Below are 22,539 nucleotides of genomic sequence, written 5' to 3'. Positions count from 1 at the left end.
CGGAGGTATGTGCTGGTCTTCGTGTTCGTCGTCGTGGCGGCATGGACGGCGACGCGTGTGCTCGACGGGGGGTCTTCCTCTGCGGATCGGCCGCCGGTCTCGGCGTCCCCGACGTCGTCGCCCATGAGCGCCTCCGACATCGAGGCGATGTGCCTGCGGCCGAACACGGTGTGCGTGACGGCTCGTGCCACGGCAAAGAGGTAGGACGGGTCCGGGGCGTCTCGGACTGTGTTCGGTTCCCTGTTTTCCACGCCGGGTGATGTGGGACGCGACGGTGGGCACGACGACCGACCCCGCCCCCCGGTGACGGACGCGAACGGCTCCATCCACGGGCACGGGGCGGCGCGGTCGGCAGGTGGTGGGTCCCGACCCGCCCGGGGTGACCGCGACGCGAACGGCACCGGCGGGTTACATCGGGCCGGCGAAACCGCCCCGCGGGGTACGCCGCGCGCCGGACGGTGCGGGCGCCACTCGTCCGGGTGGATCTCGCTTACCCCACCTCGCCCATGGAGAGGATCCGGCCAGGCCGCGCAGCACGACCGGGACCCTTACCGACTCCTGCCCGCGAACACCCCTCTATCCGGCGCGGGCACCCGCGGAAGCAAGGACCGCCGAGGCCGGACGCGCGACGGCCACGGGCGCCCTCTACACGGGGCCCGCTCCGGTGACGGCCTGGAGGGCGTACACGTTGTGGTCGTCGCTGCCGATGTAGGCCACACCCCCCGCCACCGCCGGCGCCGAGGAGACGACATCCCCGGTGGGGCACCTCCACTTCCCGGTGCCGGCCGCGGCGTCCAGCGCGTACACGTTGTGGTCGTTGCTGCCGATGTAGACCACGCCGTCCGCGACCGCCGGCGACGAGACGGAGTCCCGGGTGCGGTGGATCCATCTCGTGGTGCCGGTCGCGGCGTCCAGGGCGTATACGTTGCGCTCGTCGCCGCCGAAGGCCACGCCGTTCGCCACCGTCGGCGACGAGACGGAGCCCCCCGGTGTGGTGGATCCACCTGTCGGCGCCTGTGCCGGCGTCCAGCGCATACACATTGTTGCCGCTGCCGACGTACACCATGCCGCCGACCGGCCTCGGCGAGGAGGCGATTTTGTCAGCCGTGGTGTACGTCCACAGCCTTGTCGCGAGGGTGTGTTTCGTCCCCGGCGGGGTGGTGCGGCGGTTGAGGACGAGGGCGGTGGTGATGCCGCCCCCGGTGAGGGCGGTTGCGGTGCCGGCGGCGAGCCACAGGAACCGGCGTCGCCCCGGCGACGCGGGCATGCCTCCGGAGGCGTCGGATCCGTCGTCGCCCCGCTCGTCCCCGGCGGGTTGCGGCTCCGGGGTGTGGTGCAGGTCGGGGACGGCCGCGGGCGGTGCGACCGGTCGGGTGATCGTGGGTGGGCCGGTGGCCGGGTCCACGGCGTGTCCGGCGGGTGGCGGGGTGCGCGGGTTGGGCTCGGTGGGCGGTGCCGCCGCCGGTGGCCCGCCCGGGGCCGCTCGGGTGCGGGAGCGCGTGTGCGGCGTGTGCGGTGAGGGCGCGCAGGCGCCGGTGGACGTCGTCCGCGCCGGCGGGTCGGTCCGCGGGGTCCTTGGCGAGGAGTTCCAGACGAGGTCGTCCAGGGCGGCGGTCACGTCGGGGCGTTGTTCGCCGGGGCGGGTGGGGGTCCTGCGCAGGTGGGCGTTCATCATCGCGATCGGACCGCTCGCGTCGAACGTAACGTCGCAGGTCAGGAATTCGTGCAGGACGCAGCCGAGGGAGTACAGGTCGGAGCGGGCGTCACCGGGCTGTACGTCGAACCGCTCCGGCGGCATGTAGGCGAGAGTGCCCATGACCTTGCTGGAGCGGTTCGTGGACTCCATGAACCGCGCGATCCCGAAGTCCAGGATCTTCACGACCCCGTCGTCGGTGAGCATCAGGTTCGCCGGCTTCAGATCCCGGTGCACCACGTTCGACGCGTGCGCGCGCCAGCGCCGCGGTCGTCTGCGCGGCCCAGTCACCGCGACCGCCACGGGCGGTGCACCGCTCTCGCGCAGTATCGACGCCAGATCACCGCCCCGCAGGAACTCCATGACCAGGAACAGCGACCCGTCCGCGTCGTCGCGGCCGAGGTCGTGCACGGTGACCACGCCGGGATGGTGCAACGCGCCCGCGGCGCGGGCCTCCCGGAAGAAGAACGCCGCCCCCGCGGTGTCGCCGGGCCCGTGGGCGAGGAGTTTGATCGCGACCCGCCGTTCGATCACCCGGTCCAGGGCTTCCCAGACCTCGCCCATCCCGCCCCGGCCGACGAACCGCACCAGCTCGTAGCGCCCCGCAAGCACCCGTACGACCACCCGACACCCCCGCAACCCGGACCGGCCCCGACAAGACGACGCCCAACCTTCCACCCCGCGACGCGGGATCGACCGGCATTGCCCAATCGTTGCGGGCCGAGCAACCCGACACCACGTCTCGCGGCGTACCCGAACGCCCCGACCCGTCCCGCCCCCGGTTAGCGGTGAACTGCTCGGGGAGGGGGGCGTCTCGCTGGGTATGAGCCCGAATCCCTTACGGCGTCCGCCCCAGCGCGACGGTTTGCGTCTGTGGCCGGTCGGCCGTGTCCTGGCCCTGGTGTTCGTCGGCGCGTTGATCGTCGCCGGCGCCGTGTTCGTCACGACCTGGAACCTGCTGGACGTCCACGCTTTGCAGAGCGAGCGCCGGCTGCCGTCGAAGACGTTGTTCGACATGGTGAAGTTGTCGTTCGGGGTGGTCGCGGGAGCAGGCGCCCTGGTCGCCTTGGTGGTGGCGTACCGTCGCCAACGCGTGGACGAGGAAGGCGCGCTGCGCGAGGCCACCCGTCTGCACACCGAACGCTTCACCACCGCCGTCGGCCAACTCGGCCACGAATCCCCGGCGGTGCGCCTGGGCGGCGTCCACGCCCTGGCGGGCCTGGCCGACGACGCACCCACCCGCGAACTCCGCCAGACCTGCATCGACGTCCTGTGCGCGTACCTGCGCCTGCCCTACACCGCCGAAGCCCACCTGCCCCTGGGTGACACCGCCGCCCATCACGAGTACGTCGCACTGCGCCAGGTCCGCCACACCGTCATCCGCCTCATTCGCGACCACCTGCGCCCGCCCCCCGAACACGACCCCCGCTCCTGGCAGGGCCACGACCTCGACCTCACCGAAGTGGTCTTCGACGGCGGCGACTTCACCGGCGCGCTGTTCTCCGGCGGCACGGTCCGCTTCCGCGACGCGGGGTTCTCCGGCGGCACGGTCGACTTCACCGGCGCGGAGTTCTCCGGCGGCACGGTCGACTTCCGCGACGCGGGGTTCGTCGGCGGCACGGTCGACTTCAGCACCGCGCAGGGACAGCGTCCGTCCGGGTTGGTGTCCTCGGCGGGTGGGGTGTCGGCGGGAGTGCTGCTCCCTGCGACGTGGAATTCGGGTCCCTGACCGGTGGGGTGACGTCGCGCGGGACCATTGCGGCACGAGACCACCGTCCCTGCCGGCCCGAAACCTGCCGCAGGGAAGCCCTGCAAGCTGCTGAGGTCGGCGAGCGAGTCGGACCATCAGGGTCCCGTCGAGATCCCGGCCCGACGTCGGTGATGTGTTCCCGACATCGTTCGGTCGCGCGGGTGTTGCCGCCTGCGGCCACACATCCGCAGCAGGGCGTGCGATGGCTGTGCCGACTTGCGGCTCCCGACGGCACGGAGGCCTCTGGCGTGGGGGTTCGCCAGAGGCCTTCGTGCCGTCCCAGCACGGTCGGCGGCCGGTGCGCGGGCGAGGTGTCGACGTACCCGGGCCGTTGGCCTCTCCCGGGAGGGGAAACGGTAGACCTGCGAGTGCAGATACGGAATTCGCCGGACCGAGCCCGCGTCGGTTCGGCAAGCCGGTCACCGCGTGGCGGTGCGAGGGAGCCGACCCGGCCCGGAAGGGCCGACTTGTGGGCACTGCCTCCGGAGGACCGGGTCCTCCTGGTCGCCGCGTACTGGCGCACGAGCCTGACACGCTGTCAACCGGCGCCGTTGTTCGGGGTGTCGAAGTCCGCCGCGGACCGCGTCGTGGACCATCTCGACCCCTTGCTCGGGCCGCAGCCACGCAAGCGGTTTCGCAAGGGTGCCGCGCTGGTCGTCGACGGTACCCTGCTGTCGACCCGCGACCCCGCGGTGAAGAACTACCGGTACTCCACGAACCACCAGGTCGTCGACGCCCGCCTGGTCGTCGCGGTCGGGCGCCCGGTCACCGGCAACCGCAACGGCTGCAAGGCATGGGGCCCGTCCGGCGCCGAGGCCGCTGACGGAACCGTGCGGGTGACCGGCGACGGCGGTTGCCACGGCACCGGCGTCTTCGTCCCCACCGCCGCGAACGCGGCCGAGACGAACTCCCCGACTGGAGACACGAACACAACGCCGACCACCGCTACTTCCGCGCGCATCGAGCACGCTTCGCCCGCATGAGGGCGTGGAAGATCCTCCGCGACTGCCGCTTCGAAAGGGACGGCGTCCGCCACGCCATGCTCGGCATCACCGGTCTACACGACCCGGCCCTCGCCGGGTGGCCGATGAACCGGACGGCCTCGGACAACCAAAGGATCGACGGGACAACTCCTTGAGTTGTAACGATCGCTTCGATTTGCGTCCGGTACCGGCATTCCACCCCGGGCGCGAGGTGGAATGTCGGTACCGTTGGAGCAGAAGCCATCACACGGGGGTCAATGTGCGTGTGCCTCTTGAGGCTGGGCTGGTCCGGATCTGGAACGGTGACGAGCCCGTCGGTGCCGGCTTTCTTGCCGGCCCCCGGCATCTGATATCGGCCGCGCACGTGGTCGCCGGGGTTCTCGGGATATCAACGGACGAGGCCCCGATCGAGGGGGCCTCGGTCAGTGTTGATTTCCCGCTGCTCGCTCCCGGTAGACGGCAGTTCGCCGACGTCGTCGCTTGGCGGCCTCCCCTGCCGGAGCACGGGATGGACGTCGCCGGGCTTCGGTTGCGTGAGCCACCGCCTGCGGACGCTCGGCCGCTCGTCCTGAGCCGACGGTACGGGGAGTTGGACGGTTCGCTGGTCATGGTGGGCTTTCCCCGCGGTCTGGAGCTCGGTACCTGGGTGCACGGGCGCCAGGGTGGTTCCGTTGCCACGGGCTGGGTGGAGATCGAGAGCGACCCGGCACGGCAGGCCATGTTGGCCCCGGCTTTTCCGGAGCCCCGGTGTGGAGCACCGACGCGGACGCTGCCGTGGGCATGGTCGGCTACCGGGTCACCGGCGCCGGCACGAAGATCGGCTATATGCTTCCGGTGGACATGCTGCTCGAGGCGTGGCCCGAGTTGGCCAAGGTGATCGAGCGGCGCGTTCCGTACCGGGCGCTGCGGCCCTTCACCGAGCAGGACGCCGATCTTTACTACGGGCGCGAGGAGTTGGCCGGTCAGCTCGTCGACCGCATCCGCTCCGGAGCGCCGCTGATCAGCGTCATCGGCGGATCGGGCACCGGGAAGTCCTCGCTGTGGCATGCGGGCGTGATGCCCCGGCTGCATGGCGCCGACTCCTCCGGCACCGTCCGGCTCACGCTGGCGTTACGCCCGTCCGACGCCGCCACCCCGCTGACCGCCCTGGCCTTCGCCCTGGACCGGCTGATGCGCCCCGACCTCACAGCGGTGACCAGGCTGGAGTCGGTTGCCGCGACCGAGGTTTGGCTGGCCGGCGGACAACTGTCCGACATTGTGGCGGCTGTGCTGGAGCAGCACCGCGCGCACCAACTGGTCGTGTGTGTCGACCAGTTCGAGGAGTTCTTCGCGGCGTCGGACAACGACCGCTCCGCATTCGTTCGCGCTCTTTTGCCTTGCTTGTCCGCCGGGTCCCGACTATGTGTGCTGGTGAACCTGCGCGACACCTTCCTGGGGGCCGCGCTGACCGATCGCGCCGCCACCGAACTGGCCCGGACGTGGCTGCCGGTCACCGTGGGCGAGATGACCGAGGCCGAGCTGCGCCGGGTCATGACCGGGCCGCTGGAGAGTGTCGGCACGGTCGCTTTCGCCGACGGGTTGGTCGAACGCATCCTGGACGACCTGAAGCACACCCCGAATCCCCTGCCCCTGCTCGAGTTCACTCTCGCCGAACTGTGGCAGCGCCGACGGGCGGGTCTGCTGACCCACGCGGCGTACGAGGAACTGGGCGGCATCTCACAGGCTCTCGCTCGCTACGCGGACCGGATCTGGGCCGGCATCGACCCGGAGAGCCGGGAGGTCGCCGACCGGCTCCTCATCCAGTCACTTCACGGTTGCTGGTGATGCACCGGATCGGTGGTGACCCGAGCGGTGCCTCCGGTATCGAACTGGCGCACGACTCGCTCCTGCTGCACTGGCGGCACCTGCGCGAACTCTGCGACGAGCAACGCGCGTTCCGTGTCTGGCAGGACGCCGTCCGGCAGCGCATGGCCACCTGGTCCGAACAGGGCCGCCCGGGCAGGCGGCTGCTTGCCGGTGCCGAGCTGAGGGACGCCCGCCTGTGGGGGCGCACCCATGAGGCTCATCTCTCCGCCCGGGAGCTTCAATACATCAAGGCCGGCCGCGTGCGCCGCTGGCGGGTGAACGGCACGGTCTCCGTCGCCCTGGCCCTCGCGGTGGTGGCAGGGACGCTGATCTACCAGCACCGTAGCGAGCAGGTGGCGCAGTCGCTCGCGGGGACCCTGCGCACCAGGGCGGAGGAGCGGGCTTCCTACGACCCCTACGGCGCGATGCAGCTGGGCCTGCGCTCCTACCGTACGCACCCGGACAGCGGTCTGCCGGACGTCTTCCACGGACTGGGTCCCGTCGACCGGATAGTGCCGAACCTCGGTGCGACGACCACGGCACCACGCGACGAATCCCCGACATCGACACCGGCCGCGCAGAGATTTCCCTCGTTGTCGTACCACTACCAGGGGGAACTTCAGGATCTGACCCACCTGGTGGCGGCCGACGGCCGGACCCTGGTCACGGTCGCTCCGAAGGGCCAGATCGTCCCGTGGAGGGACACCGGGCGCGGGCTGGTGGCTGAGCCCCTGGACGAGGTGCTGGTGGAGCACGACCTGGCCAACAAAGCGGTGATCAGCCGCGACGGACGGTACGTCGCAATCCAGGACCAGCTCTTTCCGGACATACAGGGGAAGCGGGATGTCCCCGGCTCCTGCCCTGTGCCGGGCCTCACCACCATCAAGATCTGCCTGGTCGTCTACGACACGGTCGAACGCCGGGTCGTCTTCGGTACCGAGTTCGCCCCGCTGCCCCTGCTCGGCGGGCGCACCATGAGCATCGATCCGAACAACCGGGTACTCGGGCTGGTGCTGCCGGACAGCCCGGAGCCCACGAAGGCCGAAGGTCAGCGCAACACCCTGTACCTCGTCGACCTGAAGAGCGGCAAGCTCCTCCGCAAGGCCGTATTACCGTGGCGGAGCGCGGTGTTCGACTTCTGGCTGGGGCCGGACGGCGAGTCCGCGATCCTGGGCGAAGCCGAGGCAAACGATTCCTCGATGCGCACCGACATCACCCTGACCCGAGTGCGCCTGGAACCCGATCGGATCACCCGCGCCGCGCTGGCGGATCCGACCCGGACACAGAAGTTCATCACGAGCCTGGACGGCCGGACCGTCGCCGCAGTTCTCGAGGGCGCGCCCGGCGCCCCTGCCGAGCTGAGGGCCTGGAACATCGCCACCGGCGCGCAGACGGGATATATCCCGCGCCTCGACCCTGCGGAGGCGGACGGGGTGCTCGCCCTCAACGCCACCGGGACCGCCGCATGGTTCTCCGTCTTCCCCGATATCGATGCCATCAATGGAAAAGCCGACGTAACCGGTATTGCGGCCTTGAGGAGCAGCGTGTCCATTCGGTCACTTACCACGGGAGAACACGTCGGCCGCTACCCCTATTCGTTAGCCTGGCCGACGCTGATGCCGCTGGGCGATTCCCCGGACGGCTCGGTCCTGCTCGTAGACGGCACGGCGCTGGGCGTCGTGTCGGCGGCCTCCGGCGGGCGGAGTCCCCTCCAGCGGGTGGCGGCCGCGGCCGAGGCCGGCGAAGCCAGCCGGAAGCCCGGCATCGACCGCCTCTGCGAGCTCCTGGGCCCCCAGGTCAACGATTCGCACAATATCAAGGATGTGATCCCTTCCGGGGCGCACAAGGGGTCCGTGTGCCCCTGAGCCGGGAGCACCTACGAAACACGCGCCATTACTCACGGACGAGGTGTCACATGGCCGAGATCGCTCGCTGGTCGTTGGACAACGGCGGAGAGGTGCTGGTGGAGATCGCGGAGGACGGCCCTGAGATCAGCCCGGTCTCCCGCTCCCGGGATGCGGTTCGTTCCGCGTCGACCTCGCTCGGGTCCGCACTGAGCAGTGTGCGGGACGCCTCGTCCATGATCCTCGGTCAGTTCCGGGACGCGCCCGTGTGCCCGGACAAGATCGAGGTGGAATTCGGGGTGCGTCTGAGCACCGAAGCCGGTGCCGTCATCGCCACATCCAGCCTCGAGGGCCACTTGAAGGTCAAGCTCAGCTGGGAGGGCGGGCGAGCCGCCCAAGAATGAGCCTCCCGGTACCGGCCGGTTGCCACCGCACTCCCAACTTTCGCTGACGCCTTTGCCGAGGACTCGGCCGACATCCATACCGAGCATGGCGCGCAGCCGACCTCGAACCGATTCTTCATCCTGCTCCCTTCTCTTTTTGGCCCCAACCTCGCGCTGTGGTTGTTCGAGTCGCCGACGACCCCGAGGGGCGTGCCCGCTCCGATATCTGCACAGCGGTCTGAGGGGCCCCGCACGCGGAGGTCTCCTGGCTGGGGTTGTCCTTCCTCACCACCGCATTCCCCGGTGTCTCGTGGCCGATCGTGTGACATCGAACGACCCTCGAGGTCCCGCGATTTCGGGCCGGGCGACCGAGACGGCCCGGCCCTGAGCTGCGATCGCCGCCGGCGCCATTCCACAACCACCGCCAGCACACGGTGTAGCTGAGTGCCGGGTACTCCGGGGAGTCCCAGTACGCCGAGCCGTCGCGTCCGCAGAATGCCGCGTTCCGGGGGGCGGCGGTGCGTCCGGTGACCACGACGTTCGAGCCGGCGCAGGAGCCGACGTTGGTGAAGGTCGGATGGGCATCGGTGCCGGACTTTCGCAGGCACGTGCGGACCGCGGCGCGGCCGAGGTCGTCGGGATAGTTGATCGACAGGCACAGGAGCACGTTCAGGCCGGTGTCGGAGGAGACGGTGAACGTCTTCCAGAGGTTGTTGTTCGGCCAGGAGTTGCATTTCGAGGTGTCGGTGGTGTCCCGGTAGGCCGCCTGGACCTTGAAGTTCCCGGTCTGGCAGGGCCACGCGTTCCAGGAGTATCCGCTGCTGAGGCCGTAGACGCAGTCCCCTGCCCGGGCGTGGTAGGCGGTGCCGTTCGGATGCTGGTAACTCAGGCACAGCACGAGGTTGTTGCGTTTCGACGACACGCACGTCGTTGTCGGTGACATTTTGGCAGCTGTCCAGGTCGGTGGTGCCCCGGGCGATCCGCACCACCTTGAACACCCCGGATGTGTAGGTCGTCGAGACCAGGTCGGGGTGGGTGCTCGTTCCCTTGTCGTCGAAGCAGGAGCCGACCTCGGCCTCACCGATGGCGTCGGGCGTCGCGGTCGCCGTCGGCGAAGCCGAGGGCTCGGCGGGGGGCGTGGCCGGTTGGTCGTCCGGAACCGCCGCCGGCCGGGTCGGCGTTGCGGGGTACTGGGGGTACTGGGGATACGTGGGGAGCGGCGCGGGGCGGGGTGTGTATTGACCGGCCGGAACGGTGGTCTGCGGGCGGGTGTCGGACGCGTTGTCGGACGCGCCCTCGGAGTGCGGGAGGCTCAGGGCGAGGATCACGACGGCAACGGCGGCGGCGATACCGGCACCGATCTTGGCGGGCATCGTGCCGAGCGGGCCGGGTCCGCCTGTCGTGGGTGCGTTCGGTGGTGGATGTCCCATGCCGAGGTGGGCGGTCGGCGGTACCGAGGGCTGTCGGATTTGGGACGGGGTGGGTGGCGGCGCCGTGGTCGATGCCGTGGTGCAGGCCACCGCCAGGTGTTCGGCCCACAGAGCCGGCGTCGGTCGTCGGGCCGGGTTCGGATCCAGGCCGAGACGGGTCACGTCGACCAGCGCCGGGCACCTCGCGGCCAGGACGGCGGGGTCGGTGGCGCTCTGGTCTCGGCCGAGGAGGCGGAGGGCGAGCAGTGTGAACTTGTAGGCGTCGCCGGCCCAGGTCGCTTTCCTCTCGCCGGCGGGGAGTTGCCAGTCGGGTGTCTCGACGTGGGGCAGCACGGTGGTGCCGCCCACGAGCATGGCGTCGCAGTCGATGAGGAAGCATTCGGGGCGTGGCTCGGTGGTGAACAGCAGGTTCTTCGGGGAGAGGTCCCCGACGGTGATGCCGATGCGGTGGAGTCGGGCGAGCGTGCCGGCCAGGTCAATCAACAGCTCGAACCGGTCACGATCGCTGACGGCCAGGCCGATCCCGGCGACGTAGGCGTCGTCGTTGAGCAGGTATTCCAGATTCGCGAGCCGCCGGGTTCCCGTCGTCGCCGTCAGGCCCCGGAAGTCGAAACCGAAACGCTCGGGTACGGCGCGCATGAGGAACCCGCAGGCGTGGCCCCGGCTTTCGACCACGGCCGCAGGCCAGGCGGTCGTCTCGCACAGCCACCGGCTGTCGGCGGCGGTCAGCCTGGCGAGCAGGTCCACCCTCGACGCCAGCGCGGCGGCGTCGAGATGGGGCAGCGTGTCCGCGCCGTACTCCTTGTAGACCACGTCCCAGCCGCCGCCGTCGGCCTTGTTGATCTTCCGGTGGGCCACCTCGTGGACGCTGCCCTGGCCGCCCCGGCCGAGTCGACGCCCCAGGGTGAGCATGCCCCGGTCGACCGCGGGTGTCCGCCCCATGTCACCGCGCCCGTCCGTCGGCGTGGGGCCACACCACCAACAGGGACCGGTCGTCGTCGAACGTCTCCCGGGAGAAGTCCAGCAGGTGGGCGAGCCACAGCGGGGGCGGCGGTTCGGCCAGGCCGCGAGCGAACAGCGAGCCGACCAGGCCGTCACCGTCACCGAACGGATCCGCGAAGCCGTCGGTGCCCACCAACAGCACCTGATGGGGAGTCAGCCGGGCGCCGGCCGGTTCCAACGGATCGGGCACGTGGGGCAACGGCGTCACCGTACTCGGGACCACCGAGGCACCCGCGCCGGTCTTCGGGTCGAACAGCGCCCGGTACTCCCCGTTCGATCGATCCAGGATCCAGGCCCCCGAGTCCCCGATCCGGCACAGTTCCACCACGGGTCCCGCGGGGTCGGGGTAGACCACGCCGGCTACGAGCGTCGTCGCGTACCGGGCCGCGATCTCGTGCGGCTCGGGTTCGGCCCCCTCCGGGCTCCACCGCGCGAGGTCGCGCAGCCGCTCGGCGGCGTGCCGGGCGACGTCGGGAAAGTCCAGTGGCCGCGGATCCCCGGACAGCAGCTCGAGCATGCGCTCCACGGCGGCCCGGCACGCCTCGACGGCGCCGAGTTCGGCGTTCGACGCGCTGGAGACGCCGTCGGCGACGGCGAAGACGACGCCGCCGGTGGACTCGTGCATCGCCGCGCGCGCGGCGTCCTGGCGCGGCTGTCGGTAGTAGCGGTGTTTGGCACCGCGCACCGACGCGAAACGCAGGGCGAGTTCGGGCGTGGACCATCCGTCGCATTCGGAGTCCGGGAAATCGAAGGCGTACTGGCCCGGCGCCCGCGCCTCGAACTCCGGTCCCGGCACACCCACCGTGATCCGCTGCCAGGGGACAGGTTCGGGGGATACCGGCGGGCCGGACGCCGCCGCACGACCGTCTCCGGTCGGGGAGTCCATTACCCGACCTCGTCGATCGCCATGGTGAACTGGTCCGGCCGGTTGACCACGAGCTGCGGGCTGGCCGAGTTCAGCGCGTGCCCCGAGGCGACCAGGCTCGCGGTGAGCGCGTGGAAGAACTCGGAGATCGCCCGACCGATGTCGGTCCCGGCCTTGGACGTGCCTCTCGCGCACGCGGATTACGTCCGTCGCACGGTCACAGCCGCTCGGGTACGGCTGGCCTGACAACGGCGTCAAGTGGCAGGCGGTTCTGGCAGATTATCCCTGGTGGCGAGCGGTCTGCGACTTCTTTCGTCGCTGGCGCGGCTACGGCTACGTGCGCGAGCTGTACGAACGCCCGCGGCGTGCGGCGCGAGTGTGCGGATGACCGTGTGCTGTGAGCGCGCCGGGTGGCGGAAATCTCGGCGACCGACGCGGCGCGTCATGCATGTGTCTTCCTCGACCAGCCACCGATGGCCGGTCGGCATGCTCAAGAGCCTTCGTGGGACGGGTTCTTCCAGAAGCCCGGTCGCTCATCTGCGACCTGCCCGAAGCCGTTCGTCCGACGTCCGCGTGGACCGACTTCGACTTGACCTGGTGCCGTGTTGGAAGGCGCCGAAGCCCCGCCCATCGCAACGGACGGCATACGGCCTGCCATGGTGGAATCATCCGGTCTGTGGAGCTTGGTCTCGACCTTCCCTTCGGCTGTTTCGCGATCATGGAGACCGCACGACCGGTGACACGTGATCACGCGGACGTCCCCGCCAACCGGGCGACAGCCAATCGGTACCGGCGAAGGCTCGAGGATCGCTCTCCCGACCGGCGGGGCCTGGACGAGGGCATCTCTGAAGTCGTCCCATATACGAAGTACGCGCGAGCGGATCCCAGCAGAGGGTTCGACTGCGCAGTGGAAGGTCTTCCACTCGGAGAAGACGCAGCCTCCGGCGTGCGGACACCCTCATCACCCCCTGTGCGTACACCCGGCGACGGACGGTACACCCATCGCCGGGACAGGGCTCGTCGGACGGGCGGACGGGCGACCCGGGCCGGCAGCGCTCTCGGTCCTTGGTCCGCGATGTTCGCGGACTTCGCAGGTGGCGTGGGTGCGGGACGCGGGCGGACCGGGGCCAACGCCCCGCCACGGGAACGAGCGGACGGACCCCGAAGGATTCAAGCAGAGACGTTACTGCACGTCCGGAGACATGACCTCAGAGTAGGGTCGCGCTCAGGGGCAGGTACGCCGAGGAGTAGCGGTCCGAGCCTTGTTGCCAATCGTGAGCGCCTCTCATGACTGTGCGGATGGCGTCGTACTGATAACGGTGGACCGCTTTGGTCCCCGCTCGATCCAACGCCAGCCCGGCGCAGAAGTCGGGTAGTTCGGCCTCCAAAGCCAGGAGGTGTTCGGTACGTTGCGCGAGCAGGGCGGTCACGGCCGAGATCGACTCGGAGCGGCTGCAACCGTGGGCGCGTTCGTAGGTGAGGACGAGGTTGTTGTCGCCGAGAGCCTCTTCCTTCTCCAGGGAGATGATCTCGTTGTCGAAGACCACGACTTCTGCGGCCAGATCCCGGAGGGCGCGCAGGAACGGGCTGTCGACGGCCGGTTCCGGAACCTCATATCCGCCTATGCGCTCGGCGAGATCGAGGATGGGATAGACGCCGCTGGTCTCACGGCGTACTGCCAGTTGTTCGTCCATCCCCGGAGGCACGCCGGTGCGGTCACGGGCTTCAACCACATGGCCTTCGAGATAGCGGCGCCAACTGTCTGCGGCTCGTACGGACCAGGAATCGGACATGCCCACGCGGCTACGTGCCCACAGGTCGGCGAACGAGGAGACCAGCTCGGTCGTGGACGTGCGGACGAGGTCGCGAGTACCGCCAAGGACGGCCAGCACCGCGTCGATCAGCTCGCGCGCGTGCCCCGGGTGCCGGCCACGTTTGCCGTCGAACTGGTCGTCGAAGATGAAGAACCAACTCATCTGGTCGATTGCCAAGTCGAGTTCGGCGCCGCGAGCGGTCGGGTGGAAGCGGCCGGCGAGGTCGGGATAGCGACCTTGGATGTGGCGTCGTTCCGCCTCGAGGGTGGGCAGCAGACCGAAGGAGCGAGGCCAAGCCAGGTGCCGTTCGCTCGCCCGGCTCACGTCCGGGCTGATCCTGGAGGGGAAGGGTATGTGGGTGCGAATCCCTTGGGGCAAGGTGGATACCTTTCCGTGCACAGCCGTTGTGGTGCGCTCGCGGCCGTGCAGGGCCGGACGCCGAGAGCATTGCGACGGTCAGGTGCTCGCCGGTCGGGGGATGGGGATCATCGCCAAACCCTGCGCCTGCATCAGGGCGACGGGGACTTCCTTGACCCGGCTCCCGGGCTTGGGGACCAAGCGCCAGCGGCGGGCGATGGCGGCGATCGCCACCAACATGGTCAGCACGGCGAAGTGCTCGCCGAGGCATCGGTGTTTGCCGACCCCGAATGGCATGTATGCGCTCTTCGGCAGGACGGTGCTCGTGTCGCGCCATCGATCCGGGTCGAAGGCCGTGGGATCGTCGTAGTGTTCGCAGTGGCGATGGAGCGTGGTGAGGCTGAACGCGATCTCACCGTCCCGGGGGATGCGGTAGCCGCCCAGTTCCAGGTCCCTGCCGGCTCTCCGGGTCAGCAGCCAGGTCGGAGTGTGCAGACGCAGCGTCTCTTTGACCATCATCGTGGTGTACTCGAGGCGCATGAGATTCTCGACCGTCAGCGAGTCGGTCCCGAGCACCTCGTCGATCTCGGCGACCATCCGCTTCTCGATCTCGGGGTGTTGAGCGACCTCGTGAAAGAACCAGGCGAGCGTGGTTCCCGGGGCCTCTGCACCCGCGACCACCAGATTGACGACCTCGTCCCGCAGTTGACCGTCGTCCATCCGCTGTCCGGTGTCGCTTTCCACCGCAGCCATCAACATCGCCAGGATGCTCTTGTCCTCAGCACCGGTGACATCCGCGCCGCGATAGCGCGCGATGACGTCGTTGACCGCGGACTCCATCTGCGGTCGGGCCACGTTGAACCGGCGGTTGATGCCGATCGGTAGCTTCTCCATCCACTGCGCCGGGTACAGCGAGTGGGCGATGATGCCGGCCATGAACGCGGGCGTGGCCTTCTTGACACGTTCGGTGGCCGCGACGGCGAACTCGGCTCGAAACAGCGCGCGGCTGAAGAGCTCCATCCCCAGGTCGTGCAATTCCTCGTTGGCGTCGAGCGGGACGCCTGGCTGCCAGGCACTCGCCCGGGCTTCGGCGACCTCGACCATGGCCTGGGTATAGCCGGCGATCTGCCGCTGGGTCAGCGCGGGTTGAATCATCTTGCGCTGCTTCTTGTGTACATCGCCCTCGAGTACGGTCAGTCCTTTGCCGAGGACCTTCTCCGCCTTCTCGAAGATAATGCCGCGCCTGTAGTCCTCGACACGGGTCACCAACATCTCGTATACGAGATCGAGCGTGTTGGCGACGTACATCGGCCGCGTGCCGATGTAGATCGTCGTGACCTCGGGCCCGGACGTGAGGGAGTGCAGGAAGCCGATGGGGTTCCGGACGAGGGCGGGCAGGTGCCCCAGGAGCGGCAACCGCCCGGGAGCCACCGGTGGGTCCGGAGCTCGTACGGCAGCCGTGTTCTTTGACGAGGCGGGTTTCACCACGCGTGTACCACCAGACCTACTTCGTCGTCACATACGGGGAGCAGCCGACTCTCTTCGCCCTTGAAACAAGGCTCCGAGAGGCGGCTGTCGCGCCCGGATACGACCGGATGTGGGAGAGCCCCGGGACACGAGGAGTCCGCCCAGGCTGCGATACGAGACGACCAGTGTCAAGTTACGTTCGGGAAATGGCAACTGATGATCTGTGGTGGTGTGTTGGTGAAGGTTCGGCAGGGTTCTGCCAGTTGGGTGGGGTCGGTGTTCCGGCTCGTGGTGTGGGGTGTGGGGTTGGGCGGTCTGCTGACGTGGGTGCCGATCTGATGGTGACGTTTTTGACGTATCGCCGGGTCGGTTGAACGCAGATCGGTATGACCAGTGATGTTGGTCCGGGTCTCAGGTCCGGCTCGTCGCAGGTGGGAAGGCCGGCGCCGTCGTAGCCGTCCCTTCGTGGATCTCGCCGTCCGGGACCACGCCGTCGATGACGACCTCGACGTCCTCATCGACGTCGAGGAACAGCACGCCGTCGTCGTCGGTGTACGCGGGCCGGATCACGCTCTCGCCGACGACCTCCTCGAAGTAGAAGTCGCCCCTGTACCGCCCGAACCTGCCCATCACGGCCCCTCGCCCCGGTCCCGACTCCAGATGACGCACCACGAACCCGGACAACAAACCCCGCCGCCCCACACCGTTGCACCCAACGGTCCGGCAGCCACCCACCGGTGTCACAGGGATTCGCCCGTCGTTGCGGCCCTTCCGGTACGGACATTGCCGGTGGGGTGGTGTGCCGGGCCGAAAAGAGCGAAGGAGCCCCCGGCATCGGGGGCTCCTTCGTCGAGCGTTCGGGCTCGGTCGTGTCACTCGTCGTCGTCGCGTCGACGGCGGCGCAGTCGGCGCAGCGCGGGCAGCGTGAGGGTGGCCAGCAGTGCCGAGGGCAGGTCGGTGAGCAGTCCGGTGAGGAGTTGGGCGAGCAGGTTCATGGCGTCCACGGGATCCCCGATCGAGGTGGTGGTGGGCGGGCCGACCGCGTGTCGTGCCCGGGTGTCCAGACCACCGGACGGGGCGATCTTGCGCTGAACGCAAGGACTTTGTTGCGCTGCACACGGCAAAATGCAGGCACGCAACCGGGAGGGGCTGTCGTGAGCGAGCTCGAGGAACGGGTGGATCCCGTGCGGCGCGCGGGTCGGAATCGGGGACCGATTCCCGCCGACGCCGTCTACCCCGAACTGGCCGGATACTTCCGCGTCATGGTCGACCGCGTCCTGACCTCGCCCCGCAGCAGGGCCGCCACCGACGGGGACGTCGCGTCGGGACTGGGCATCAGCGCGAGCACACTCTCGCGCCACCTCGCCGGCCATTCACGTCCCGAGCGCGCCGGCATGCGCGCCTTCCAGCGGTGGGTCGCCGAGGAGACCGCGACGCCGCTCACGGCCGAGGAGGCCGAGCGCGGACTGACGCTGGTGTACGCCACCTACGACGCCCGCCACGACCGTCTGCTCATCCGCCAGTTCGAACTCGACGCCCTCCAGGAGCGATACCGGGTCGAACAGGCGGCCACCACCCGCCGCATCGCCGACCTGTCCGAGGAACTCGCACAGGCCCACCGCACCCGCGAGGAAGCCGAACTCCACCAGGCACAAGCCGACACCGCCTGGGCCTCACGCCTCGCCCAAGCCGAGCAACGCATCCGCGAACTCGAACGCGACCTCACCCAGGCCCGCGCCCTCGCCAGACTGCAGGAAGCCGACCAACAACGATGGGCACAGGCCGCCGCCGACACCACCGCCGCCCTCGCCGCACTCGACACCGACACCACCCCCGAACACCCCACCGACGACGCACGGGACCCGCTGCTGCGCCGCATCGAGAAACTGCGCCACGACGGCCACCACGAAGACGCCCCCGCCCTCCTGCACGCCGCCGCGACCGAACGCGACATCATGGAACTACCCCTCCTGGCCCTGACCCTCGAAGCCGGCACCACCGTCGAACGCCACCAGGACGTACCCGAACTGCTCCAGCACGCAGGACGACTCCAACCCATCCCCGACATCGCCCGCCTCATCGCGGTCGCGCACAACCGCGCCACCAGCTCCCCGACCCTCGACCACTCCCGAGCGGACGGGGCGCTGCGCCGCATCAGCAAGGAATGGGCCGCCCCGCTGCTGCGCGGTGTTGCCATGCGCACCCCCGCCGACGTCATCGACCTGGCCGAACTGCTCATCGGCAAGCGCCTTGTCCAAAACACCCGGTTGATGTTCATCGCATGCAACGTGCAGTCCTCGGAGGTGCGACTGCGCGAGCTACTGATCGAGGCGCGCAGCCGTCTCCGCAACGCCGACGACACCCATTCCCCCTTGTTCGCCGTGCTGGAATCCGCATCCGTCGGGCTTCCCGACAGCACGGCACAGGAACGGTGGAACAAGGTGTTCGAGGACACGGTAGGACGACGGTCGCCGGCCACGGGCCCGGCGGCCGTCGAACCGCCGCCACGACGCCGACGCTTCCTCGGTCGCGGCTGACGCGCCGCCGACTCGGGACCGCGACTTTTCCAGAGCAGAGGGCGACGCGGCCGTCAGGGCGGGCCGCCGCGCCGAGGCGGACACACGCAAGCTCGATCTCGGGCGCGACGCTTACTGAGGTTTTCATCGTGATGTCGGTGGGTTGGTTTTCATTCCCTGGGTCGGATGGTGAGGCCGGTTTCGGCGAGGCAGGCGTCGATGAGGTGTGGGCGTCGTTGGATGTGGCGGAGGCCGTGTCTGATCGTGCGGACCAGGTGGTCGACGTCGGTGAACGCGACGTTGCCGGTGAAGCCGCGACGGACCAGGGACCAGATGCCCTCGACCGGGTTCAGGTCGGGCGCGTAACTCGGCAACTGTCTGATCGTCAGCCAGTCGTGGTCGGCGGCGTACTTGCGCAGATCGGCCGCGCGGTGGGTGTTGAGATTGTCCCGGACCAGGACGACGGGGCCGCCGAGTTGCAGGTGCGCGCGCACGGCGAGGTCGCGGTAGTCGGTCCACGCGAAGCTCCTGCGTTCCCCCTTGCGGCGCGTGTGCACGCGGTGTCGGTAGATCAGACGGGAGCGTTCACCCGGCTTGTAGCAGGTCGGTGCGGCGATCGAGACCCGACCGCGGGAGCCCCCGCACACCCGCACCACCGGGGTGAACCCGCGTCGCCCCCACGTACGCGCTCGCGGCGGCGTCATCGACATCCCGGCCTCGTCCTCGAAGACGATCCAGGCGTCGAGCGCCGCCGCGGTGCTTCCACCGACGGCCACGTCTCCCGCACCCAACCCCGCACCGCGTCCTCGTCCCGCTCCACCGCCCGCCGGACCGGCTGTTGACACGACCAGCCGGCCCGACGCAGCAACCCCCAGACCTCATGGATCGAGTACGTCACCCTGAAACGGCGCCGGATCACCGCCTTCACCCGCATCAGGGTCCAACGTTGATCCTGCCAACCGTGGGCTCTCGGACCTCTGTCCAACTCCCCTTCCAATGGGTCCATTTGCGACGGATCCAACCTGGGCACAGACGCGGGACCGCTCGATCGCAGGCCCTCGACACCCGCCTCGCGCCAGGCACGACGCCACCGTTCCACCGACCGACGCGCCACCCGTAACTCCGACGCGATCACCACGTTCGACTCCCCACGCTCGAACCGCTCGGCGGCGTCCAACCGCAACCGCTCCCGAGCCGCGCGTTCCTTGGGAGTCAACCCACCACCCTGCGCATACCGCATATCCACGGCATAGCGCAGGGATCTTCAACCGTCCACGACATCACGACGAAAACCTTGGTAGCTCGCCTTGGCACACCCGAGTTGGCCGGTGAGCTCGTCGAATCGGCCGGTTGACCGTCGACGTTCTTCCCGGTCGGCGAGTCGCGATGCTCCACGGGCCGTTCCACTGCTGCGCACGGACCTGTCGGCGACGACCGGTACGGTCACGCTTGGCCGTCGGAGACCTTGCCTCCCCACCCGGGTCCGACGGCCTTGATCGGCCCGCCGGCCAGTGCACTCCTGGTTCGGCGGGCCGATCGGCGTACCGGACGTGGCCCGCACGGGGGTTGGGCCTCGTCCGGCACGCCGGTGCCAGGGCGCCCGCCGCCCCGACACGGGATCGGCCCCTGGGACGAGCGTGTGTGTGCCGAACGAACCACGTGCCTGCGTGGCATCCTTCGGTGCGGGGAGACGTCCTTCCTTCTCGCCCTGCCCGAGGCCCTGCCGAGGCATCGACGAACAACGGCTCGTCTCCTCACCCGTTCCTCCCGGCGGCGCAGGCCCGGCGCCACGCGGCGCGGCGGGCGGGCGGCGGGCGCGCCGCGGCCGGGGATGCGAGTGTGAACGAACCCGAGAAGACCGGCTCGACGATCCGGGACCGCGCCGATACCCGCCCCGCACCCGGCGCGCACCCGCGGTTGCACCGGACGGCGCACCACGAGACATCCGAAGTCGCGTCCCTCACCGTCGCCCTCGGCGCCGGCGTCGGTGTAGAGGTGTTCGATCCGGGCCTTCTTGACGGCGAAGTCGGGTCGCGGGAGGTCTTGCCGGCCTTCACGCGTTGTCCGCGCGCACTCGGATGTTGTCGCGGGCGGTCGTTTCGCTTGGATCAACCGATCATTGAACCTGTCGTTGGCCGGCGCGCAGTGGGCGCGGATCGAGCCGCGAAGCACCCGAATGGCCGTCTCGTGTGGCGGCGGCTGGCGGGTCCGAGGCACCTACGTTGGTATCCGTCGACGGTGGACCACGGCCGTCACGTATACATGCACGGATCGGAAAGGTAGCGGTGTGACCCAAACTCTCGAGTACCAGAGCAACGCCATCGTCGAACTGATGGGGGTTCGCCCCACGGAGCGCGACGCGGAGTGGCTGAGGAACGCGCTCCAGCAGGCGATCATGGTCGAGGTCGCGACCATCGGCCCCTACGCGAGCGGCCTCTGGTCGATCGAGCAGAGGCAGGGGCCGGTCTACGACGCCATCCGGGCGGTCATGTTCGACGAGATGACTCACATGGGGTTGGTGTGCAACATGCTCACCACCATCGGCGGGAATCCGGTCATCGCCGACGCGAGCGTGGTGCCGAAGTACGAGCACCCGCTGCCCGGTGGTGTACGCCCCGAGTTGATCGTCTTCCTGGAGGGCTTGAACAAGGCTTCCGTCGAGATGTTCTCCGAGATCGAGCGTCCGGACGACCCCGTCGCGCAATTCGAGACCTTCACCACGATCGGGGCCTTCTACACCGCGATCGAGGAAGCGTTCGAGGCGCACAGCCACCTGATCACCGGCGCCCGACAGATCGACTACTCGCTCGCCCACCACGGGCAGGGCAACAACATCGTCCCGCTCGACAGCATCGAGAAGGTCAGGGCCGCCATCGAGGTCATCAAGGAGCAGGGCGAGGGCACCTCCGCCTCGCCCGAGAATCCCTTCCCCGGGAAGCCGGGAGAGCCGGCGCACTTCTACGTGTTCCGCGAACTCTTCCACGGCCGGAAGCTGATCAAGGTCTCGGAGTCCCCGGACGTCTGGGACTTCACGGGCGACGCTGTTCCCCTGCCTCCGGCCCACCCCATGGGCAGGGTCCCCGAGGGCGGCTGGGCCAACGACCCGACGAACGCTCCCACTCCCGAGATCCGGGAGACTCTCGACGCGTTCAACACCGAGTTCAGCTCGATGCTGCGGGCGCTGGAGCGCGCGTGGCGGGCAGACGATCCGAACGCGGGCAAGAGTGAGGTGGGTGCCGCGGTCGGCCACATGTTCAAGATGGGGCCCCTCGCGCGCTCCCTGATGGTGCAACAGCTTCCGGACGGCGGCGGGAAGACCTACGGCCCGGAGTTCCTCTACGTCGAATGAAAGAGCGTTTTGCTCTGGGAATGGTGTTTGCTTCCGGGTTCAGGTGCCGCGCCGGTTCAGGGTTTGCCTGATGCGGCACAGAGCCCATTTTCACTGCCGGCCACAATGTTGTCCGCCGCGAACTTGGCAGTGGATTCGCCAGGAGGGGATGTCAGCGGTTTCGGGGGATCGACGGCACCGCGCCCGGGGACGCCACGCCCCGGGCGGACGGACCTCGACCTATGCCGGGGGTACGGCGTCGAACGTGATCGCCACGACGCCGGTGTAGTCGCCCGGTGCGTAGTTCGATCCCGTCGCGCTGATCTTCAGTGGCGCCCTGAAGTTGACGTCCGATTCGGCTTCTCCGACCACCACTTGGGGAGTGGCGGTCAGGACCGTGTCGTTGAGCTCGACGCGGAGGTCGATCGTGTCGGAGCCGGAGATCAGTCGGGGGAGGGCGTCGGCGAGGACCGCGGCGACCTGGCCGGACTCGAGTCCCAGGGAGTCGCCGGTGCGGGCGAGTTCCTCCTGTCCGACGGCCAGGGTGATCTGTTGGGCGGTCACCGGCTCGTTGGGCCCGGAACCGATCCAGGACCGCCACTGGGCTTCCAGGCCGGCGTCCGTGAGGTCCTTCACGGGGATCGACAAGGTGGTCGGCGTCACTGCGCCGTCGTTCACGGGATCCGTCATGAAGGGATCCTTTCCCATGAGCCGGCCGTCGGGAAGATCGTTTCCCGCCGATGCCGGCCGAAGCTCGTATCGACGAGCGTTCCGCAGCCTCGCATCGTCGTGGCTTCGCCCCGCGTTGGTGGAGCCGGGGCCACTTCCAGGGCCGGCGACCGGCCCACCGATCGCTCCACACAACCCGGGCATCCGTACTGACAAAGCTCGTGGCGAAACCGCTGACAACGACTGTCAAAACACGCTGACGCTGCATCGGCGGTCAACATTCGTGTTGACCGCTGCGAACCTGTCAGTCGGTTTCGCCACGGGGAAATGTCAGCGAGTTCGAGGCGTCGTCTGCGGACGCGTCAAGCCACACCGCAGGCACGGCGTCGAACATCTTCGTCACGGCGCCGGTGTGGTCACCGCGCTGCCGGTCCCGCCGAGCCCGAGGGCTGATCGCGGCCGTTTGCGGCCGGCGACACGGTTCCTGCCGGCACCGAGCCGCGTTCTCGCCCGTTCGGGTGCTTTCGACTGTTCGGCGTCTTTGTGTTCGTGGGTAGGGAACGAAGTCCGGGTCTGCTCTTCGTCTTCCCTCA

Annotated in this window: 16 protein-coding genes and 3 pseudogenes; 8 read left to right on the top strand and 11 right to left on the bottom strand. The window is 69.2% G+C overall.

What is annotated here, in order from left to right; genetic code table 11:
- Positions 1–645 precede the first annotated feature (645 nt).
- Together OG948_RS34985 and OG948_RS34980 are read right to left on the bottom strand one after the other, a co-directional pair.
- Positions 646–963, bottom strand: coding sequence for a PQQ-binding-like beta-propeller repeat protein (locus OG948_RS34985; protein WP_406300432.1), 318 nt, complete (start codon positions 961–963; stop codon positions 646–648).
- Between the two features lie 58 nt (positions 964–1,021).
- Positions 1,022–2,257, bottom strand: a pseudogene (locus OG948_RS34980) (protein kinase domain-containing protein); the annotation flags it as partial.
- A gap of 301 nt (positions 2,258–2,558) precedes the next feature.
- Between OG948_RS34980 and OG948_RS34975 the strand changes: the two are divergent.
- The 4 genes and pseudogenes from OG948_RS34975 (at position 2,559) to OG948_RS34960 (ending at position 8,519) form a co-directional block, all read left to right on the top strand.
- The gene (locus OG948_RS34975) at positions 2,559–3,422 is read left to right on the top strand and encodes a hypothetical protein (RefSeq protein ID WP_331769039.1); all 864 of its coding nucleotides are present in this window, start codon (positions 2,559–2,561) and stop codon (positions 3,420–3,422) included.
- 352 nt (positions 3,423–3,774) lie between these two features.
- Positions 3,775–4,581, top strand: a pseudogene (locus OG948_RS34970) (transposase family protein).
- A gap of 625 nt (positions 4,582–5,206) precedes the next feature.
- Positions 5,207–8,136, top strand: a pseudogene (locus tag OG948_RS34965) (hypothetical protein).
- A 50-nt stretch (positions 8,137–8,186) separates the two neighbouring features.
- Positions 8,187–8,519 carry a CU044_2847 family protein gene (locus OG948_RS34960; RefSeq protein WP_331769038.1) on the top strand — a complete coding sequence of 111 codons (333 nt, stop codon included), beginning with the start codon at positions 8,187–8,189 and terminating at the stop codon, positions 8,517–8,519.
- Positions 8,520–8,634: 115 nt separating this feature from the next.
- On the opposite strand, the gene OG948_RS34955 is transcribed toward OG948_RS34960, so the two are convergent.
- Positions 8,635–9,420, bottom strand: a complete 786-nt coding sequence (locus OG948_RS34955) for a hypothetical protein (protein ID WP_406300431.1) — start codon at positions 9,418–9,420, stop codon at positions 8,635–8,637.
- Positions 9,421–10,565: 1,145 nt separating this feature from the next.
- Here OG948_RS34955 and OG948_RS34950 point away from each other — a divergent pair.
- Positions 10,566–10,736 carry a hypothetical protein gene (locus tag OG948_RS34950; protein ID WP_406300430.1) on the top strand — a complete coding sequence of 57 codons (171 nt, stop codon included), beginning with the start codon at positions 10,566–10,568 and terminating at the stop codon, positions 10,734–10,736.
- A gap of 135 nt (positions 10,737–10,871) precedes the next feature.
- Here the strand turns inward: OG948_RS34950 and OG948_RS34945 are convergent, their stop codons facing one another.
- Positions 10,872–11,816: a protein phosphatase 2C domain-containing protein gene (locus tag OG948_RS34945; RefSeq protein WP_331769037.1), complete on the bottom strand. Its 945-nt coding sequence runs from the start codon at positions 11,814–11,816 to the stop codon at positions 10,872–10,874.
- Between the two features lie 21 nt (positions 11,817–11,837).
- Here OG948_RS34945 and OG948_RS34940 point away from each other — a divergent pair, with 21 nt between their 5' ends.
- Positions 11,838–12,041 carry a hypothetical protein gene (locus OG948_RS34940; RefSeq protein ID WP_331769036.1) on the top strand — a complete coding sequence of 68 codons (204 nt, stop codon included), beginning with the start codon at positions 11,838–11,840 and terminating at the stop codon, positions 12,039–12,041.
- Positions 12,042–13,003: 962 nt separating this feature from the next.
- On the opposite strand, the gene OG948_RS34935 is transcribed toward OG948_RS34940, so the two are convergent.
- The 4 genes from OG948_RS34935 to OG948_RS34920 all read right to left on the bottom strand — a co-directional run bounded on the left by OG948_RS34935 (position 13,004) and on the right by OG948_RS34920 (position 16,437).
- Entirely contained in the window at positions 13,004–13,987 is a 984-nt protein-coding gene (locus OG948_RS34935) for a pentalenene synthase (protein ID WP_331769035.1), read from the bottom strand.
- 78 nt (positions 13,988–14,065) lie between these two features.
- Complete coding sequence (locus tag OG948_RS34930; protein ID WP_331769034.1) at positions 14,066–15,397, bottom strand: cytochrome P450; 1,332 nt, start codon at positions 15,395–15,397, stop codon at positions 14,066–14,068.
- 447 nt (positions 15,398–15,844) lie between these two features.
- Positions 15,845–16,063, bottom strand: a complete 219-nt coding sequence (locus OG948_RS34925) for a hypothetical protein (protein ID WP_331769033.1) — start codon at positions 16,061–16,063, stop codon at positions 15,845–15,847.
- 242 nt (positions 16,064–16,305) lie between these two features.
- Positions 16,306–16,437, bottom strand: a complete 132-nt coding sequence (locus OG948_RS34920; protein WP_331769032.1) for a hypothetical protein — start codon at positions 16,435–16,437, stop codon at positions 16,306–16,308.
- Between the two features lie 150 nt (positions 16,438–16,587).
- On the opposite strand from OG948_RS34920, the gene OG948_RS34915 reads away from it, so the two are divergent.
- Positions 16,588–17,970, top strand: coding sequence for a hypothetical protein (locus tag OG948_RS34915; RefSeq protein ID WP_331769031.1), 1,383 nt, complete (start codon positions 16,588–16,590; stop codon positions 17,968–17,970).
- A gap of 149 nt (positions 17,971–18,119) precedes the next feature.
- Here OG948_RS34915 and OG948_RS34910 read toward each other — a convergent pair whose 3' ends face one another.
- Both OG948_RS34910 and OG948_RS34905 read right to left on the bottom strand, forming a co-directional pair.
- Positions 18,120–18,653 (bottom strand): transposase, encoded by a 534-nt coding sequence (locus OG948_RS34910; protein ID WP_331773387.1) that lies wholly within the window; start codon positions 18,651–18,653, stop codon positions 18,120–18,122.
- Positions 18,650–19,189, bottom strand: a complete 540-nt coding sequence (locus OG948_RS34905) for a winged helix-turn-helix domain-containing protein (RefSeq protein ID WP_331773386.1) — start codon at positions 19,187–19,189, stop codon at positions 18,650–18,652. The genes OG948_RS34910 and OG948_RS34905 overlap by 4 nt, the downstream gene beginning before the upstream one ends.
- A gap of 1,047 nt (positions 19,190–20,236) precedes the next feature.
- Here OG948_RS34905 and OG948_RS34900 point away from each other — a divergent pair.
- Complete coding sequence (locus OG948_RS34900; protein WP_331769030.1) at positions 20,237–21,298, top strand: ferritin-like protein; 1,062 nt, start codon at positions 20,237–20,239, stop codon at positions 21,296–21,298.
- 219 nt (positions 21,299–21,517) lie between these two features.
- Here OG948_RS34900 and OG948_RS34895 read toward each other — a convergent pair whose 3' ends face one another.
- Positions 21,518–21,967 (bottom strand): CS1 type fimbrial major subunit, encoded by a 450-nt coding sequence (locus OG948_RS34895; protein WP_331769029.1) that lies wholly within the window; start codon positions 21,965–21,967, stop codon positions 21,518–21,520.
- Positions 21,968–22,539: the final 572 nt, after the last annotated feature.

Source organism: Embleya sp. NBC_00888 (assembly GCF_045207655.1).
Taxonomy (GTDB): Bacteria; Actinomycetota; Actinomycetes; order Streptomycetales; family Streptomycetaceae; genus Embleya.
The sequence above is the reverse complement of the archived record's forward strand: the minus strand, read 5'-3'. Positions and strand labels throughout refer to the sequence as shown.

Bases quoted from the DNA above. Each gene is read 5' to 3' on its own strand.
- OG948_RS34910 (WP_331773387.1), bottom strand. From the start codon at position 18,653: ATGACGCCGCCGCGAGCGCGTACGTGGGGGCGACGCGGGTTCACCCCG.
- OG948_RS34940 (WP_331769036.1), top strand. From the start codon at position 11,838: ATGGTGAACTGGTCCGGCCGGTTGACCACGAGCTGCGGGCTGGCCGAG.
- OG948_RS34960 (WP_331769038.1), top strand. From the start codon at position 8,187: ATGGCCGAGATCGCTCGCTGGTCGTTGGACAACGGCGGAGAGGTGCTG.
- OG948_RS34950 (WP_406300430.1), top strand. From the start codon at position 10,566: ATGAGGAACCCGCAGGCGTGGCCCCGGCTTTCGACCACGGCCGCAGGC.
- OG948_RS34905 (WP_331773386.1), bottom strand. From the start codon at position 19,189: ATGCGGTATGCGCAGGGTGGTGGGTTGACTCCCAAGGAACGCGCGGCT.
- OG948_RS34945 (WP_331769037.1), bottom strand. From the start codon at position 11,816: ATGGACTCCCCGACCGGAGACGGTCGTGCGGCGGCGTCCGGCCCGCCG.
- OG948_RS34895 (WP_331769029.1), bottom strand. From the start codon at position 21,967: ATGACGGATCCCGTGAACGACGGCGCAGTGACGCCGACCACCTTGTCG.
- OG948_RS34925 (WP_331769033.1), bottom strand. From the start codon at position 16,063: ATGGGCAGGTTCGGGCGGTACAGGGGCGACTTCTACTTCGAGGAGGTC.